Origin of the sequence: Treponema sp. Marseille-Q4130 (assembly GCF_014334325.1) — a bacterium.
Taxonomy (GTDB): Bacteria; Spirochaetota; Spirochaetia; order Treponematales; family Treponemataceae; genus Treponema_D.
In genome coordinates this window covers 66632-82548 of record NZ_JACSET010000005.1, presented here as the reverse complement: position 1 = coordinate 82548, position 15917 = coordinate 66632, and the positions used below count along the sequence as shown (strand labels likewise).

At 45.7% G+C, this 15917-nt stretch carries 13 protein-coding genes; 9 read left to right on the top strand and 4 right to left on the bottom strand.

Going from position 1 to position 15917, the window contains the following annotated elements; genetic code table 11:
- Nucleotides 1-7 precede the first annotated feature (7 nt).
- On the bottom strand, nt 8-2023 hold the full coding sequence (locus H9I36_RS06675; RefSeq protein ID WP_187384598.1) for an ATP-dependent helicase: 2016 nt from the start codon (nt 2021-2023) through the stop codon (nt 8-10).
- A 143-nt stretch (nt 2024-2166) separates the two neighbouring features.
- On the opposite strand from H9I36_RS06675, the gene H9I36_RS06670 reads away from it, so the two are divergent.
- Entirely contained in the window at nt 2167-3198 is a 1032-nt protein-coding gene (locus tag H9I36_RS06670; protein WP_187384597.1) for a uroporphyrinogen decarboxylase family protein, read from the top strand.
- 20 nt (nt 3199-3218) lie between these two features.
- Nucleotides 3219-4460 (top strand): SLC13 family permease, encoded by a 1242-nt coding sequence (locus H9I36_RS06665; protein ID WP_187384596.1) that lies wholly within the window; start codon nt 3219-3221, stop codon nt 4458-4460.
- 523 nt (nt 4461-4983) lie between these two features.
- On the opposite strand, the gene H9I36_RS06660 is transcribed toward H9I36_RS06665, so the two are convergent.
- The gene (locus tag H9I36_RS06660; RefSeq protein WP_187384595.1) at nt 4984-5937 is read right to left on the bottom strand and encodes a ketopantoate reductase family protein; all 954 of its coding nucleotides are present in this window, start codon (nt 5935-5937) and stop codon (nt 4984-4986) included.
- A 153-nt stretch (nt 5938-6090) separates the two neighbouring features.
- Nucleotides 6091-6477: a TIGR02328 family protein gene (locus tag H9I36_RS06655; RefSeq protein ID WP_187384594.1), complete on the bottom strand. Its 387-nt coding sequence runs from the start codon at nt 6475-6477 to the stop codon at nt 6091-6093.
- Nucleotides 6478-6909: 432 nt separating this feature from the next.
- Between H9I36_RS06655 and H9I36_RS06650 the strand changes: the two genes are divergently transcribed.
- Both H9I36_RS06650 and H9I36_RS06645 read left to right on the top strand, forming a co-directional pair.
- Nucleotides 6910-7758: an SIR2 family NAD-dependent protein deacylase gene (locus H9I36_RS06650; protein ID WP_187384593.1), complete on the top strand. Its 849-nt coding sequence runs from the start codon at nt 6910-6912 to the stop codon at nt 7756-7758.
- Nucleotides 7759-7808: 50 nt separating this feature from the next.
- The gene (locus tag H9I36_RS06645) at nt 7809-8537 is read left to right on the top strand and encodes a DUF421 domain-containing protein (RefSeq protein WP_187384592.1); all 729 of its coding nucleotides are present in this window, start codon (nt 7809-7811) and stop codon (nt 8535-8537) included.
- A 100-nt stretch (nt 8538-8637) separates the two neighbouring features.
- On the opposite strand, the gene H9I36_RS06640 is transcribed toward H9I36_RS06645, so the two are convergent.
- Nucleotides 8638-9573, bottom strand: coding sequence for an alpha/beta hydrolase (locus tag H9I36_RS06640; RefSeq protein WP_187384591.1), 936 nt, complete (start codon nt 9571-9573; stop codon nt 8638-8640).
- A gap of 243 nt (nt 9574-9816) precedes the next feature.
- On the opposite strand from H9I36_RS06640, the gene H9I36_RS06635 reads away from it, so the two are divergent.
- The 5 genes from H9I36_RS06635 to H9I36_RS06615 all read left to right on the top strand — a co-directional run bounded on the left by H9I36_RS06635 (nt 9817) and on the right by H9I36_RS06615 (nt 15859).
- Nucleotides 9817-10386: a TetR/AcrR family transcriptional regulator gene (locus H9I36_RS06635; RefSeq protein ID WP_187384590.1), complete on the top strand. Its 570-nt coding sequence runs from the start codon at nt 9817-9819 to the stop codon at nt 10384-10386.
- Between the two features lie 102 nt (nt 10387-10488).
- Complete coding sequence (locus tag H9I36_RS06630; RefSeq protein ID WP_222864659.1) at nt 10489-12297, top strand: ABC transporter ATP-binding protein; 1809 nt, start codon at nt 10489-10491, stop codon at nt 12295-12297.
- Nucleotides 12294-14018: an ABC transporter ATP-binding protein gene (locus tag H9I36_RS06625; protein ID WP_187384588.1), complete on the top strand. Its 1725-nt coding sequence runs from the start codon at nt 12294-12296 to the stop codon at nt 14016-14018. The genes H9I36_RS06630 and H9I36_RS06625 overlap by 4 nt, the downstream gene beginning before the upstream one ends.
- A gap of 401 nt (nt 14019-14419) precedes the next feature.
- Nucleotides 14420-15139 carry a flagellar filament outer layer protein FlaA gene (locus tag H9I36_RS06620; protein WP_187384587.1) on the top strand — a complete coding sequence of 240 codons (720 nt, stop codon included), beginning with the start codon at nt 14420-14422 and terminating at the stop codon, nt 15137-15139.
- Nucleotides 15140-15859 (top strand): flagellar filament outer layer protein FlaA, encoded by a 720-nt coding sequence (locus H9I36_RS06615; RefSeq protein WP_187384586.1) that lies wholly within the window; start codon nt 15140-15142, stop codon nt 15857-15859.
- Nucleotides 15860-15917: the final 58 nt, after the last annotated feature.

The following is a 15917-nucleotide window of genomic DNA, read 5'->3' as shown; positions in this document are numbered from 1 at the left end:
TGAGATTTCAGCTTTTGAGCTTTTTCAGCATGTCGGCAAAATAATCGTGTGCTTTATCTTCGCTCACCGGCTCCGCTTTTTTCGCTTCGTGATATTCGACGAGATTTTCCGGTATCTCTTCAAGAAAACGCGACGGCGTGCATTCGACCGTTGCCTGCATGCGCCTCCTCTTTTGGCACGACGTAATCAATAATTTGTCCCGTGCGCGCGTGATCGCGACGTAAAAAAGGCGTCTCTCTTCTTCGACATCTCCGTCCGTTTCTTCGACCGAACGCGCGTGCGGCATAAGCCCTTCTTCAGCTCCCGCAATAAACACGACGGGAAATTCGAGCCCCTTCGACGCGTGGATCGTCATCAAATTGACTTTGCCTTTGCCGCCGTCGTCTTCGATATCGTCGCGGCTCAAGAGCGTAATGCGGTTCAAATAATTGAACAGACTCGGATCGAAATTGTCGGGATTGTTTTCCCACGTTTCGATCGACATAAGCAGCGTTTCGATATTCTGCAATTTAAATCGCACCGCTTTTTCGTTTTTTTGAAATTCGCCGATGATGTAGTCGCGGTACTGTACGTCGTCGATGAGTTCGCGGACTTTGTTTGCAAGTCCTCGTCCGCCGAAAAGCTTCGCCCTTGCGCCTTCGATCGTATCGACGAATTCTCCGAGCGATTTTTTTGCCGAATCGGAAAGCGCTCCTGCGGGATCTTTTTGCAGATAGCGGATCGCATCCCACAGCGTGCTCGCATTTTGCTTGGCCGTTTCGTTTATCGCCGAAATCGTACTCCGTCCGATGCCCCGCCGCGGCGTATTGATGATCCGAAGCAGATTGATGTCGTCGCTTTGATTTGCCGCGACGCGCAGATAGCTTACGATATCTTTTATTTCGAGCCGTTCGAAAAAACTCGTACCGCCGCTCATCGTATAGGGAATGTTCGCTTGGAGCAGGGCTTCTTCGATCGCGCGGCTCTGCGAGTTTGCGCGCATGAGTATGCCGAAATCGTCGTATGTGCGCCTCTCTTCCATCGCGATGCCTTGAATGCTTTCGGCGATAAAATCCGCTTCGGCGCTTTCGTTTTCCGGCATAAACAGTTCGATAGGCTTTCCCGAACCGTTGCCGCTCCAAAGTTTTTTGTCTTTGCGGTTCGTGTTGTGCGATATGACGCCGTTCGCCGCGCTTAAAATCGTTTCGGTCGAACGGTAGTTCTGTTCGAGGCGGATTTCCTTGACACTCGGAAAATCCTTTTCGAACTGCACGATGTTTTGATAATCGGCGCCTCTCCAGCTGTAGATCGATTGATCGTCGTCTCCGACGACCGCGATATTTTTATCGGCAAGGAGGCGCATGAGTTCGTACTGCTGATGACTTGTGTCCTGAAATTCGTCGACCATGATGTACGTGTAGCGGGAGCGGTATTTTGCGAGCACGTCGGGGTGTTCATGGAACAGGCGGATCGGCAGCATGATGAGATCGTCGAAGTCGACCGCGTTGTACAGCTTCAATCCCTGCTCGTACGATTCGTAAAGCGCGCGGTACATATCGTTTGCCGTCTCCCAATTTTTGCGCCCGGTTTTTATATTTGAAAAAAGGTTTGCGATTTTGTATAAGTCGAGCGCATCGGATGTGAACTGCAGTTCCCGCGCGCTTTCTTTGATGAGGGAGGCTTTGTCGGTTTCGTCGTAAATCGAAAAATTTTCCCGCCAGCCCAATTTGTCGATGTCCTGTCTGAGAATGCGCACGCCGAATGCGTGAAACGTGGATACCGTGAGGTTTTGCAGTTTTTTGCCCGTCAGCGATTTGACACGCTCTTCCATTTCGCGCGCGGCTTTATTCGTAAAGGTCAGCGCAAGGATCGCACTTTGCGGAATACCCTCGTCGAGCATGTGCGCGATGCGGTACGTGATGACTCTCGTTTTGCCGCTTCCCGCTCCGGCGATAATCAAAATAGGACCTGCTATCGTCGTGACGGCGCGCAGCTGTTCGGGATTGAGTTCCGTTTTCAATGCATGTATGTCGAGCTCGGGCATGGCGCACAGTGTATCACTCGAAACGCTTGTTATGCAAGCAATTTTTTAAAAATCATTTGACAACACGGAGAAGTGCTGTTAGAATGGGCGGCAATATCTAACGGGTTTTTCGGTGAGTTTTAAAAATCGAGGGGTAGAAAATTATGAGACTTACAAAACGACAAAGACTTGAATGCGTATTGAACGGAAAACTGCCGGACAGACCGCCCGTTACCGCATACCGGCATTTTCCGAACTTGGAAAGAAAGCCGTCGGACTTGGCGGACATTATGCTCGACTGGCAAAAAAAATACGACTGGGATATTATGAAAATACATCCCTCGGCGGTTTTTATGCAGGAAGTATGGGGCGACGTTTTCGATTACGAACATTACGTGCAGGAAATATTTCCGAAAAAAATTGCACGGGCGACGAGCTTTGACGATCTGTCCGTTTTCGATAAAAAAGATATGAGTAATCAAACGCTTCAGGATCATGTCGAAGCCGCCAGGCTCATTAAAGAAAGATCCGATGAAGATATTCCGACCGTGCATACGCTGTTTACGCCGCTGACGGTCATAACCAATGTGTTCGAATGCCCCTTTGTACGCCGTCATTTTCCCGCCGACAGAAAAGATAATAAAATTTTCGACATTATTAAAAACCGCGGAAAAGAATTGGAAGCCGCCCTCGAAAATATCACCGATACGTATATTGCTTATTGGAAAGCGTTGAAAAAAACGGGTATAGACGGTTTTTTCTATGCGGGCATTTCGTGGGCGAGAACGGGCTATATGAGAGAAGACGAATGGCAAACCTATGTCAAAAAATACGATTTGAAATTCTTAAACGAAGTAAAAAAAGACGGAGGATTGATCATCTACCATACATGCGGCATCAAAAGCAATCCTCAAAGATTTGCCGATTATCCGATCGACATCCTTCATTGGGATCAGGGCGGTGAAGATAATCCGTCCATCAGTGAATCGCAAAAATTTTTAAAAAAAATCGTGCCGATGGGCGGCGTCGATGAAATGATCTTCGGTACCGGAGCCGAAAAGAAAATCGGTGAGCTTGCCGAAAAAGAACTGCAAGCCGATAAAGGTATCCCGTTTATTTTAGCGCCCTATTGTTCCGTTTCGATACATACAAGCGATGCGGAACTGAAGGCGTTCAGAAATAGTGTTAATTTGTAAAACAAGGAGGAAAAATTAACATGACAATACCTGCAATAATAACATGCATCATTTTTGTTGTTGTTATCATTTTGCTCGTATGGCAACCCGTGCATCCGGTTTTGATCGGTGCTGCGATCCCCGCCGTTTTAGCCGCATTTAAAATAATAGACGGCGGTACGGCCTATGCGGAATTCGGAAATACTACGGTAGTATTTTTTATGGGACTCGTCGTGGTCGGGGAGGCCTTCTTTAAAACGGGACTTGCCGACTTTATAGGCGGGAAAATAATCGGGCTCATCGGCAAAACCGAAAGGGGCTTGATTATCGGAACGTCGATCGTCGGCGGAGGACTTTCCGCATTTTTGAACGATACGGGTACGACCGCCTGTTTGATGCCGATCGTCGGCTCTATGGCCGAAAAAGCGAATGTGCCCAAATCAAAATTGCTCATGGCGCTCGCCTATGCGGCTTCTCTCGGCGGAACCATAACCCTCATCGGAACGACTCCGCACATCGTCGCAAACGGTATGCTCAAAGATATGGGCTTGCGCGAGTTCGGATTTTTCGAATACACAAAGATCGGTCTCCCGCTTCTTATCGTCGGTATGATTTATATGGCGCTCATCGGAACCAAACTGCTGCCCGTAAAAGACATCGAATCGGAAGACGTCGAAAGAAAGAGCGAAAAAAATCCCGCCAAAATGGTAACCGTGGCGCTCATCTTTTTGGCGGTCATTGTCGCGATGGCGACAAAGATCGTGCCGATGCACATCGCAGGAGTTTTCGGGGCTATCCTCGTCGTCCTTACCGGCTGCCTGTCCGCCAAAGAGGCGATCAAATCGTTCAGCGTCACGACCGTCTTTTTAGTCGGCGGTATTTTCCCTCTCAGCAAAGCGTTGGTTAAAACGGGAGCTGCAAAATACATCGTCGATCTGCTGAGCCCCGCGCTGCACGGTTTGCCGCCGGTACTGTTGATAGCCGCCATAGCGCTCATCATGCTCATCGTCACCCAATTTTTGCTGAACTCGTCGGCGACCGTATTGATGTTGCCGATCGCCATATTGGTTTGTCAGGCGGCGGGGATCAATCCCCTTGCCGGAGCGATGGCCGTTTCCGTGTGCGCATCGGGTGCGTTTGCGACTCCGTTCGGAACGGGGCCGAACCTTCTCGTGTGGGAAGCCGGCGGATATACGATGAAAGATTATTTGAAATGCGGCGCGCCGCTTTTGATTTTATTCTGGATCGCTACGACCGCTTTGTGCTACATCATTTACGTCTGAAGCCGAATAGCAAGCTTCAGATAAAATAAGGAAGCGCCGATCGATGCGACTGCGTATTTGATCGGCGCTTTTTAATTGATTCGATTTTTCTCTCAGCCTTTCTCAATCGGTTTATGATAGTATAAAAAACAAAAACGAATTCCCGGAGGAAAAGACGGAAAAGTTTTTAATAGTAACACACATACGCACGCGAAAGATTCTGTCGGCAATCAACATTCCCTATCGCAGAGCATCGGGTACAGTGTTCAACGTTTCGCACTGTATGTTATAATAAGATGGTAATGATGGTGATTCTTTCTGTTTGTGTCAGCAGAACATTGTTGTAGAACTCGCCATCGGTATAGGGCTTAATATCTTCCTTTGTGCCCCAGAGAGCATTTTGTCAAGTACCTTTTTATGTCTATGGACGATTTTTTGAAAATTGAGCAACAAAAAACAGCAAACCTTTTTGATTTACTGTTTCTCAAATTGTTATATTCAATTAGACAAACTGGAATTTATGAAGCTGAATTTATCTACGAATTTATCTATTAAAGATTTTATCCATATTTGAATAAAATAAGGGTAAATCCAGATTTTCTTGCTTCCCAGCCTCATAAATACTTTTACATCCATACATAATGTCTTTTACATCATTATGTAACGTCATAATTCTGCTTGTGAGCTCATTTCCTGCAAACATTCGTTTCATTATCATACCTGCGACAGCAGAAGGTATTTTGTAAGGAAGAAGTTCATTTTTATATAATTTCAAATTGACCCCTCTAGCTTTTACTACTTTAACAGTTTCTCTTATCGATTTCACTGCTATAGATAATGCGTGGGAATCTCTCATAAGATTAATCGCAAGCTGTTTTGGGTCATCAATTTTTCCTGCTCGTGCAGCAGTAGAAGTAACACCTGCATTTATTGCCATGTGAATCCATATCCATTCCACCATATCATAAGGAACTTCTGTTTTTAGGTCTGTAGATTTAAGAAGTTCTATCAAATCTCTATAGTTTGGAATGCTTGCTTTTTCCTTGCTTTCAAGCATTATATGGCCAAATAGAACACAGTTCAACTCTTGCTGTATCATACTTCCACCAGCAGTAGGAAATCCTATAATGTATTTAAAATTACCTACTATTTCTTCAATCTCTTTGCGACTGTTCCAAAAGTTACAGAATAATATCAAACTTCCCGTAATGTTGTTTTGCGAAAGTGTTGCTATAGCATCTTTTATTTTTCCGCGTGAAACACTCAAAAGAATAAAGTCATAACTTGTATCCGGTTTTGCAAGATTTACAGTGTATGTATCTGTTTTTTCTTCTCCCTTATTATCATAACGTCCGTCTAATATAGTTATATTCAGCTTTGCTGGAACATTTTGTTTTTTATTTTCCCTAACTAAATGCTCAATCTGATGTCCTGCTTTTTGAAATACATATCCATAAGTTGTACCTATCACACCTAAGCCTAAAATACATATTTTCATTTATATACACCTCTACAAATTCTAATTTGTTTTACTCAATGTTTGTAATATTATACCATTTTTAAGTTTTTTTTCCACTGTCAGATTTTTCCCCATCCGAACGGAGTGAGGGAAACCTCCGGAGAAAAAAAGCCATGAACAATGACTTTCTTTTTATAGCGGAGCTCCACAATAGTAATCCAAATGAATTCCCTTGGTTTCCAAATTCTTGAGACAGTCACGATAATAGCAATCATCATGTTCGGTATATATGGGATTGGGTACTTCAATGACCTCTAAATTATTATATGCCGGACATCTCTTACCGCGATAGTTTTTGTCCAACCATTCGGGACTGACCCTGTAGCCTCGCCGATTCATCTCTGCCATAATGAGTCGGTGATAACGATAAAGCAGATAGGGTGAATAACGAAAAACATAATTGACAGTTGCATGCTGCCTGCCCCAGCCGTTTCCGCGCAAGGCACAGCACTCCCTATGTTGTCCCAACAGCTGTTGACGCGGGAGTTTGCCGATCATATCTTGATGCCACAGTCTCATCTATCTCTCTCAATATATAACTTAGAGCAGGGTGCTTATGTGCTGCCCAAAGTTTTTGATACTCTTTTGACCGATTCGATTCTCTCATAACGTGCGGCAAACTGTCAATCGTCAGATAATGAAGCACACTTGTAATGATGCTGTGCAGCGTATACGCCGTATATTTTCAATTGGCAGCAAGCAGTCGTGTTTATTTTTTCAGCCGCCCGCGGAGCTTTGAGGTTACCGTCGTTGATAACACCGCACAATACATCGCTAAAGTACATACCGTAGAAAACACTAGATTTTTGTGCTGTTTTTGTATAAGAAGTACGGAGAGGTTCTGATGGATATTCATTTTAACAGGCTGACTGCAAAATGAAAAAAAGAAAAGGTGAAAAAACAGCATGCCGGCTCGTTAAATTTTTATAGAAAAAGATTCAGGAAAGGATTATGGAATTTGCAAATGAATTTTTGCCGCTCATTGAACGGCTGAATGAAGCGCTTTCGAAAGCGGATGCACTGCTCATCGGAGCGGGGGCGGGTCTTTCGACTTCGGCGGGATTTACTTATTCGGGCGAGCGCTTTGAAAAATATTTTTCGGACTTTCGAAAAAAATACGGCTTTACCGATATGTATTCGGGCGGATTTTATCCGTTTAAAACGCTCGAAGAATTTTGGGCATATTGGAGCCGTTACATTATGATAAACCGCTATACCGACGCGCCGAAACCGGTTTACGAAAATCTGCATAAGCTTGCGGACGGTAAAAATTATTTTGTGCTGACGACGAACGTCGATCACTGTTTTCAAAAAGCGGGCTTTGATAAGGCGCGGCTCTTTTACACGCAGGGCGACTACGGTTTATGGCAGTGTTCCGTTCCCTGCCACAACAAAACCTACAACAACGAAGAGGCCGTCCGCAAAATGGTCGAAACGCAAAAAGACATGCGCATCCCGTCCGATTTGATTCCGTACTGTCCGAGATGCGGAAAACCGATGTCGATGAACCTTCGAAGCGATTCGACATTCGTGGAAGACGAGGGCTGGCACCGGGCCGCCGAGCGCTACGGCGATTTTATCGAAGCGCATAAAAATGCGAACATCCTCCTTTTGGAATTGGGCGTCGGTTCGAATACGCCCGGCATCATCAAATACCCGTTTTGGCGTATGTGCGCCGACAACCCGCGTTCGGTCTACGCGTGCATCAATTACGGCGAAGCGCTCTGTCCCGACGAAATCCGCGGGCGCTCGATATGCATAGACGGCGACATAGGAAGCGTACTGGAAAAGATGCAATGATTGTGATATAGTCCGGTTCGGAGAAAAATACGGATACCGGCGGGGAAATTATGAACGGATTTGTTTTAGTGGCAATAAAATTATTAATCGGTTTTTTTGCTTTGATAATGATAATAAATATTTCGGGAAAAGGAAATTTGGCACCTTCATCTGCCAGTGATCAAGTGCAAAATTACGTGCTCGGCGGTATTATCGGCGGCGTGATTTATAATAATAATATTCGATTATTGGATTATATAGGTGTTTTATGTATTTGGTGTGTGCTTATATTGACTTTGAAATGGATCAAAACGCATAATGTAAAAGCGAAACAGGTCATAGACGGGAAGGCATTAATAATTATCGATGACGGTAAAATCAATATTGAAAATTGTGAAAAGGCGGGTTTATCTGCTCATGATATTTCTTTTAAGCTGCGAACAAAAAATGTTTATTCGACAAAAGACGTAAAAAGAGCTTTTGTGGAGCAAAACGGTCAATTGATCGTTATACATCACGGAGAAGCCAACCCGAAGTTCCCGCTGATAACAGACGGGCAGCTGCAAGAGGATATTCTGGACGTGATAGGCAAGGATGAAGAATGGCTGAGTGAAGAAATTAAAAAACAGGGATTGGAGAAATACAGCGATGTGTTTTTGGGAGAATATGTGAACGGCAATCTCATACTGACGGCATATCCGCCTGAGCATGACAAATTAAAGAAGTATAAAAAACCGTTGAATCAAGCCCGCGATTCCGCATCTCATCGCTTTTTTTCGTTTATAAAACCGCGGAACTGAAGGGCAGGGTGAAAGCTTTACCCGCACCAAATCCGCAGCCGCACGATTTGCGTAAACGGTGATATCGCAAGCGAGTTGGAAAAGCTCGGGTAAATATGATTCAGTTTTCTTTTACATAAGAATAGATGATCTTGCGCGCTTCTTTCGCTTCGGGAAGCCAGGGCGCGGCAGCCCACGTGTGCATCATGCCTTTTCCGATATGGGTTTCGAGTGCAACGCCGTCCGCTTCGCATTTTTGCTTAAAGGCGTCGAGTTCGGCATAATAGATTTCGTCCGTTCCGTAAAACGCCGCTATGCGCGGAAATCCTCTCCAGCTGTATGCGACGGAATTCCCCAAAAAACCGAGCGCGCCGCAGAGCGACATCATCTTTGATGCGGCCTCAACATATTCTGCAGTAAACATCGCATCTTTTTTTGCGATGCGCTTCATATCGTCAAGCTGCGCACTTGTCGGCGGCATTTGGATCGTAGCCGAAAACGGAATGAGTTTGCCCGGAAGCGGAAGGGCGATTTTTTGCTCGGTAATGTACGCGCAAATGTCGAGGCACAAAGAGCCGCCGGACGACAGACCGAAAAAGGCGATGTCCTTGGCCTCGTATAAGCCGAGCGCTTCTTTATAAACGCCGATAATCGATTCGATAAGCTCTTTGCCCGTCGTTTCGGGGAAAAGTTTGTACCATACGATCCACACGTCGGCTCCCGTTTGATCGGCCATATCCTGCGCAAAATCGAAATCGCCGGCATCGCCTGACATGACAAAGCCGCCGCCGAAAAAGTACAGTACGAGCTTTTTTTGCACGCCGGTACCGCAGCAATTTTTATTGCGGCTGTGTACGGCGTAATACGGGATTCCGCCTGCCGTCTTTTCATCGAAGTCGTATTTTTTGTGAAGATCCGAAAGCGCGAGTTTCTTTTTTTGCCGTGCTTTATACTGTTCTTGAAGAAATTTTTCAGGGTCGGCGGCGGCTTTTTTCATCATCGGGCGCACAAGACTCTTAAATAAAAATTTTGTAAGTTTATATTGAATGCTTGCCATATCGAATGCTCCTTGCCGGACTGTGCCGTTAATCAGCATCGTCTGTCGTATTGTACCGCGCTGCGGCTTTTCGTTCAAGAATTTTGCGACGGTTTTATTAGGGTAAAGGACATCTCGAAGAACTATCTTTAGCGATTTTCATACTGAAGCTGTGAATTCTATGCGATAAGCTCTTGACAGTATCTGGAAAAAAGTGTAATTTAATATTGAATATTAATTCTGTTTTGAACGGAGCGCTTTACAATGCCGCAAGTTCTAAAAGAAGAAATCTACGACCGCATTTTTCATGCCGGAATTGAAGTTTTCTACGAAAAAGACTTCCGCAGCGCAAAAATGCAGGACATTGCGGAAAAAGCGGACATCCCTGTGGGCCTTATTTACACTTATTTTAAAAATAAAAAAGAGTTGTTTGAAAAAATCGCCGCATCCGTTCCGGTCGATTTTCAGCGGATCATTAAGGAAGAAGAAGCTGCAAAGGGTTTGCCCTCCGAACGATATGAAAATATTGCCGAGGGCTATCTGCTGGAGCTGTTGAAACACCACAAGGTTTTTGTCATCTTGATGGATAAAAGCTGCGGGACAAAATACGAAAACGCAAAAGAGGAAATGATTGCCTCCCTCGGTGCCCATATCAAACGGGAGCTTTCCAAAAAAACGAAGCGCGTATATCACAATATGCTCATTCATATTCTTGCGTCCAATTTTGCCGAAAGCCTTTTGGAAGTTGCGCGCCATTACAAAACGCAGGAAAAAGCAAAAGAACTGCTGCGCCTCGTAACGCAATGCTATTATGAAGGGGTAAACTCGCTGTGAAAAACGGTATTTTTTTTAACCGTTTTTTTTATTTTGTTTAAAACTGAATATATATTCGGTTTTTAAAATACAATGAATGAAAAATTATGGAGGATGAATATGTTGGAGCAAAAAAAACTTGTCCGTCAAGTAAAAGCAAAAAACAGGATTTCCAATATTGCGCTCTGTTTTAAAATTGCGCTCGATCTTATTCCGCAGGCGCTGATTATTCATTTGATCGCTTCGGCGTTTTCGGGACGGCTTTCGCTTTTGCTTATTGCGTTCGATGCGGGTGCAATGCTGGCATGTTTTGTTTTAAAAGCTGCGTGCGGGTATCTTGCTGTATGGAAGGCGCACGAGGCCGCATACAATGTGCTGACGGATTTGCGGATGCGGATTATCGAACACTTGAAAAAGCTGCCCTTGGGATTTTTTCAAGAGCGCAAAACCGGCGACCTTACAAATATCGTTGAACACGATGTAGAGCAGGTGGAAGTGTATCTGGCACACGGCTTACCGGAAATTACGGCGGCGCTGCTGCTGCCTGCACTGATTTTTGCCGTTATGCTTTTTATCGAATGGCGCCTTGCGCTTTTAATGATTGCGGGCATTCCTCTTATGGGATTTGTGCAACTCGTGTCCGCTCCGCTGTGGAAAAAAAACTTTAAAATTTTTGCGCAAAGCACAAAGGAGATGCAGGAAAATCTCATGGAATATGTTGCGAATATTTCCGTGATAAAGGCGTTCGGCAAAGAGGAGCGCAAAACCGAAAAAACAATCCGCTCGGCGAAAGACTATGTGTATTGGGTAAAAAAATCGATGACGGGGATAAGCGTACCGATGGGGTTGATAGACCTTTTTATGGAATCCGGCGTTGTCCTCGTCATGATTTTCGGAATATGGCTGTCGGCTTCAGGTTCACTGTCTGCTGCGCGTTTTATCCTCTGCGTTATTTTGGGGGCCGCCTTTACTTCTTCCGTTGCAAAAACGGCAACCTTCCAGCACTACGGCGTGGTATTTAATCAGGCAATGGCGGGGATCGGCTCTATCCTCAATGTCGCTCCTCTCGAAAAAAAATCCGCATCGGATGCGCACGCAAAGTTTTCGGCAGCAGAGAAAAAAAATCCGGCAGCATCCGAGTCGAATACCGTTTCCGACGCAAGTGTGCCAAACGGCGATATAGAAATAAATGCGGTGGATTTTTCATACAAGGGCACACAAAAAACTTTAAAGCACATCTGTCTGACGTTCAAAAAAGGAAGTAAAAATGCGCTGGTAGGTTCTTCGGGCTGCGGCAAAACGACGCTTGCAAATCTTTTGATGGGCTTTTGGCAGCCGGACAGCGGTAGTATTCGAATCGGCGGGACGGATATGCAAAGCCTTTCGGACAAACAGGTCAATTCGCTTTTTTCTATCGTGCAGCAAGAAACGTTTTTGTTCAATTTGAGCATAGAAGAAAATATCCGCATCGGAAAACCGGGCGCATCGAAAGATGAAATTATCGAAGCTGCAAAAAAAGCGCGCATTCATGATTTTATCGTGTCGCTGCCGAAAGGCTACGATACGGCTGCAGGGGAAGCGGGCGTAAAGTTTTCCGGCGGAGAAAAACAGCGCATTTCGATTGCCCGGATGATTTTGAAGGATGCACCGATCATCATTTTGGACGAAGCGACAGCTGCCGTTGATGCCGAAAATGAAGCGGCAATACAGGACGCGATTGAAACATTAAGCCGCGATAAAACCGTCATTACAATTGCACATCATTTGAATACGATTCAAAATGCGGATCAAATTATCGTAATGGACGCTGGAGCGGTCATCGACAGCGGAACGCACAGAGAATTGATGCGTCGCTGCGCGCTCTATCAAAAAATGGTGAGCGATCAAAATAAGGTGGATCACTGGAATATAAAAGAAGGGGTACCGCTATGATTAAAGAAATATGGAATACGCTTACCGGCAAGGGGAAGCGCTCACTTTTGTTCAGCATTGTATGTTTTACCGTGTATGCGCTGTCGGGGACGGCGATGATGCTTTTAACGCTGCGTGCGATGGAAGCGATTTTTTCGGGAAATGCAAGATTGTACGGCTATTGGCTGCTGCTTACGCTGTGTCTTTTCATTAAGGGAGGCAGCAATATGATTGCGGATATGCAAAAACATTTTGCGGGCTTTGACCTTGTGTACGAAATCAGGACGAAAATCATTTACCGCTTAAAAACGTTTTCGCTCGGTTTTTATACGAACGAACGGCTCGGAGAAATCGGTACGATTATCCATAGGGATGTAGACAATATGGAAATGATTGTCGCGCATGTATGGACACGGATGTGCGCCGATTTTATTATGTCACTGCTTTTGCTTATCTTTCTTTTTTCCGTAAATGCGGCTATGACGTTGATTATGCTCGGCATTCTTCCGTTTGCGCTTTTGTTTCTTTCACATGCATTAAAAAAAGCCGATACGCTCGAAGAAAAAACGGGTAACAGTCTTGCCGATATGGTGAGCCTTTTTGTGGAATACGTAAAGGGTATTCCGCTTTTAAAAGCCTTTTCCGAAAGCAAGCAATTCGATGAAAGACTTGCCGCGGCAACGAAGGACTTCGGCGCGCACAGCAAAAGGGCTTCAAAGAATAAAGCGGCTGTGTTGTCCGTATACGGCTTTTTTATCGATTTTGCTTTTTGGCTCACGGCTTTGGCAGGCATTATCTTTACTGTACGCAAATCGTTGTCGATAGCGGAATATTTGATTTTTATCGTTTTAAGCAGAGAATTTTATAAGCCTTTTGTCGCAATGGAAATGCACTGGGCGAATTATTTAAAAGCGGCGGATAGCTTTCGGCGTATCAAAAAAATCACGGAAGCGCCTGCGGTAATCGAAATTGCCGAGCCTGAAAAACCGGACGGATTTTCCGTTACCTTTGATAAGGTCGGCTTTGCATACGAAGCGGACGGCTTTGTATTGAAAGATATTTCTTTTCATACGCCGGAACATACGCTCACCGCGCTGGTAGGAGAATCCGGTTCGGGGAAAACAACGGTAACCAATCTGCTGCTTCGTTTTTGGGATGTAGCTACGGGTACCGTCAAAATCGGAAATACCGATATTCGCAATATGAGCTATGACGAATTGCTTTCTTCCGTCAGTATTGTGATGCAAAACACACAGCTTTTTGCGGACACTATCGAAGGAAATATCCGACTCGGAAAGGCGGATGCAACGGAAGCGGAGGTTGTTGCGGCGGCAAGAAAAGCGCGCATTCACGATTTTATCATGTCGCTGAGCGACGGCTATCTGACGCGTATCGGAGAAAACGGCGCAGGTCTTTCGGGCGGACAAAAACAGCGGATTTCCATCGCACGCGCTTTTCTAAAGGACAGTCCCATTTTGCTCCTCGATGAAATGACGAGCAATGTCGATCCTGTCAACGAAGCGCTGATACAGGAAGCGCTTTCCGAACTTGCCGCACACAGAACGGTGCTCGTTATTGCACATCATTTAAGCACGATACGCTCCGCCGATCGGATATTGGTATTTAAAAACGGCGAGATCATACAAGCGGGTACACACGATGCGCTGCTTGCCGACACAAGCGGCAGTTACTATCTGCTGTGGAGTCAAGGAACACATCATCGGACTGTAAGCTTACCGTGATGGAAAAGTAGAACGCAGTTGCATTGAGTTCCCTTTTATCTACGAGGTAAGCGACTGCGGAAAAACTTCAATTGTCCATGACGGTTGTCCGCAACGCTTGCTCGCGATCGATTTGACAAAGCGCGTATCTCAAAATATAATATCATTTGGAGTAATTAAATTTACAAAACCGTCCGATAATAGAGTATGGGGCATCTCGGAAAACTCGCCTCTAGCGATTTTTTCGAGATTTCGACGAGTTGTAACTCGCTGTAGTATTTCGAGTTTGCGTTGCAAACTCGTTTATATAACTGTGCGCTCCGCTCGAAACTTCGCGCTGACGCGCTTGTTGCGAGTACGCGTACGGCTAAAAACTTTTTCGGAAGCCGATGCTTTCTATAAAAGTTTTATAGGAGTTTTGCATGAAAAAGGGCTTGGTAGTCTGTATGTGTTTCGGACTGCTTTTAGTGTTTGCGGCGCCGGCTTTCAGCCAGGATACGCTGCAGACGCAAAAGAGTACCGAATCGTTTATGATCGACAACTTCAACAACGAAGGTGAAAACGGATGGACGTGGGACGTCAGCGCGAGCCGCTACGTCGCCGAGGGATATCCGAAGACGGGATATTTCGACGGTATTCCCAATTCGCTCAAATACTTGCTGAAAGACGGCAAGGACAATCAAAAAGTGCTCGGCGTGCAGATCGCGTTTAAGCGAAAAGGCGACAACTGGTTTGAAGTATATCCGGTAAAAGACGGAAAAGCGTATGAAATCCCCTTTGTCGGATCGGTGACGCAGATCGATTTTTGGGTGTGGGGAGCGCATTATATGTATTTCCTCGATGTCATTGTCAGAGATGCCGACGGACGCGTTCACGTACTTCCTGCGGGCAATCTCGCATTCGACGGATGGAGAAACGTCGTCGTGTCGGTGCCGGGCTGGATACGGCAGCATTCGCGGTCGAGCAGCGGCCGGGATGCGATGTCGTTTATCGGTTTCAGGATCCGCACGAGTCCCGAAGAGTTCGTCGATTCGTATACGATTTTCTTCGATCAGATGAAATACGTTACGAGGGCGCTCGCTAATATCTTTGACGGTTACGAACTGAAAGAAGCGGACTTCGGCAATTCGGAGGGTAAATAAATGAAGAAAATTATACTGACGATTTGTGTCGTACTTGCAGGCAGTTTTGTTTTTGCCCAGAATTCGAGCCTCTTGGAACCGACTCCCGAAACGATCGGAGCCGATTCCGCCGCGATGGCGCTCCGCGAAATAAACGTCGATAAATTTGAACGCGAAGGTTCGTGGGACGTCAAGATTTCTTCGGATTACGGTTTTATCACGTCGCGTCTTTTTGACGGAAATCCCGCGATGAAAGATACGCTTGAAGAGGATAAGGGCAAAGAAGACGAAGACTCTTTCGTTTTCGGCGTAAAAGTCGAATTTTTCCGCCGAGGCGTCAATTCCTTTTACATCACGTCGGTGCGCCCGCTGCCGGTCGAAGGCATTGCAAAGACGATCAGCGTGTGGGTGTGCGGTCGAAATCAGGATCATAATCTGTGGGTACTCGTACAGGATATGTTCGGCCGCAATTACGAGTTGTACATGGGTACGCTCGGTTTCGGCGGCTGGAAAAAGATGACGGCGGTCGTTCCGCCTTCTCCGGACGGGGAGCACGGCATCGTACAGCAGAGCGCGTTTTACAACAGCCGCCCGGGCTTACGCATCGTCGGTTTCAGGATCGACTGCAATCCGGTGCTTGCGCGCGGTTCGTACTATGTGTATTTCGATGCGCTCCGCGTCGTCACCGACTTGTACGATTTGCAGTACCGCGACGAAGACGATATGTCCGATAACTGGTAAGGGAACCTCTAAAAACTGCAGTTTTTAGAGGTAACTTTGAAAATGCGATGTTGTAACT

Excerpts from the sequence above, each read along its gene's own strand:
- H9I36_RS06675 (WP_187384598.1), bottom strand. The coding sequence starts at position 2,023 with ATGCCCGAGCTCGACATACATGCATTGAAAACGGAACTCAATCCCGAA.
- H9I36_RS06670 (WP_187384597.1), top strand. The coding sequence starts at position 2,167 with ATGAGACTTACAAAACGACAAAGACTTGAATGCGTATTGAACGGAAAA.
- H9I36_RS06665 (WP_187384596.1), top strand. The coding sequence starts at position 3,219 with ATGACAATACCTGCAATAATAACATGCATCATTTTTGTTGTTGTTATC.
- H9I36_RS06660 (WP_187384595.1), bottom strand. The coding sequence starts at position 5,937 with ATGAAAATATGTATTTTAGGCTTAGGTGTGATAGGTACAACTTATGGA.
- H9I36_RS06655 (WP_187384594.1), bottom strand. The coding sequence starts at position 6,477 with ATGAGACTGTGGCATCAAGATATGATCGGCAAACTCCCGCGTCAACAG.
- H9I36_RS06650 (WP_187384593.1), top strand. The coding sequence starts at position 6,910 with ATGGAATTTGCAAATGAATTTTTGCCGCTCATTGAACGGCTGAATGAA.
- H9I36_RS06645 (WP_187384592.1), top strand. The coding sequence starts at position 7,809 with ATGAACGGATTTGTTTTAGTGGCAATAAAATTATTAATCGGTTTTTTT.
- H9I36_RS06640 (WP_187384591.1), bottom strand. The coding sequence starts at position 9,573 with ATGGCAAGCATTCAATATAAACTTACAAAATTTTTATTTAAGAGTCTT.
- H9I36_RS06635 (WP_187384590.1), top strand. The coding sequence starts at position 9,817 with ATGCCGCAAGTTCTAAAAGAAGAAATCTACGACCGCATTTTTCATGCC.
- H9I36_RS06625 (WP_187384588.1), top strand. The coding sequence starts at position 12,294 with ATGATTAAAGAAATATGGAATACGCTTACCGGCAAGGGGAAGCGCTCA.
- H9I36_RS06620 (WP_187384587.1), top strand. The coding sequence starts at position 14,420 with ATGAAAAAGGGCTTGGTAGTCTGTATGTGTTTCGGACTGCTTTTAGTG.
- H9I36_RS06615 (WP_187384586.1), top strand. The coding sequence starts at position 15,140 with ATGAAGAAAATTATACTGACGATTTGTGTCGTACTTGCAGGCAGTTTT.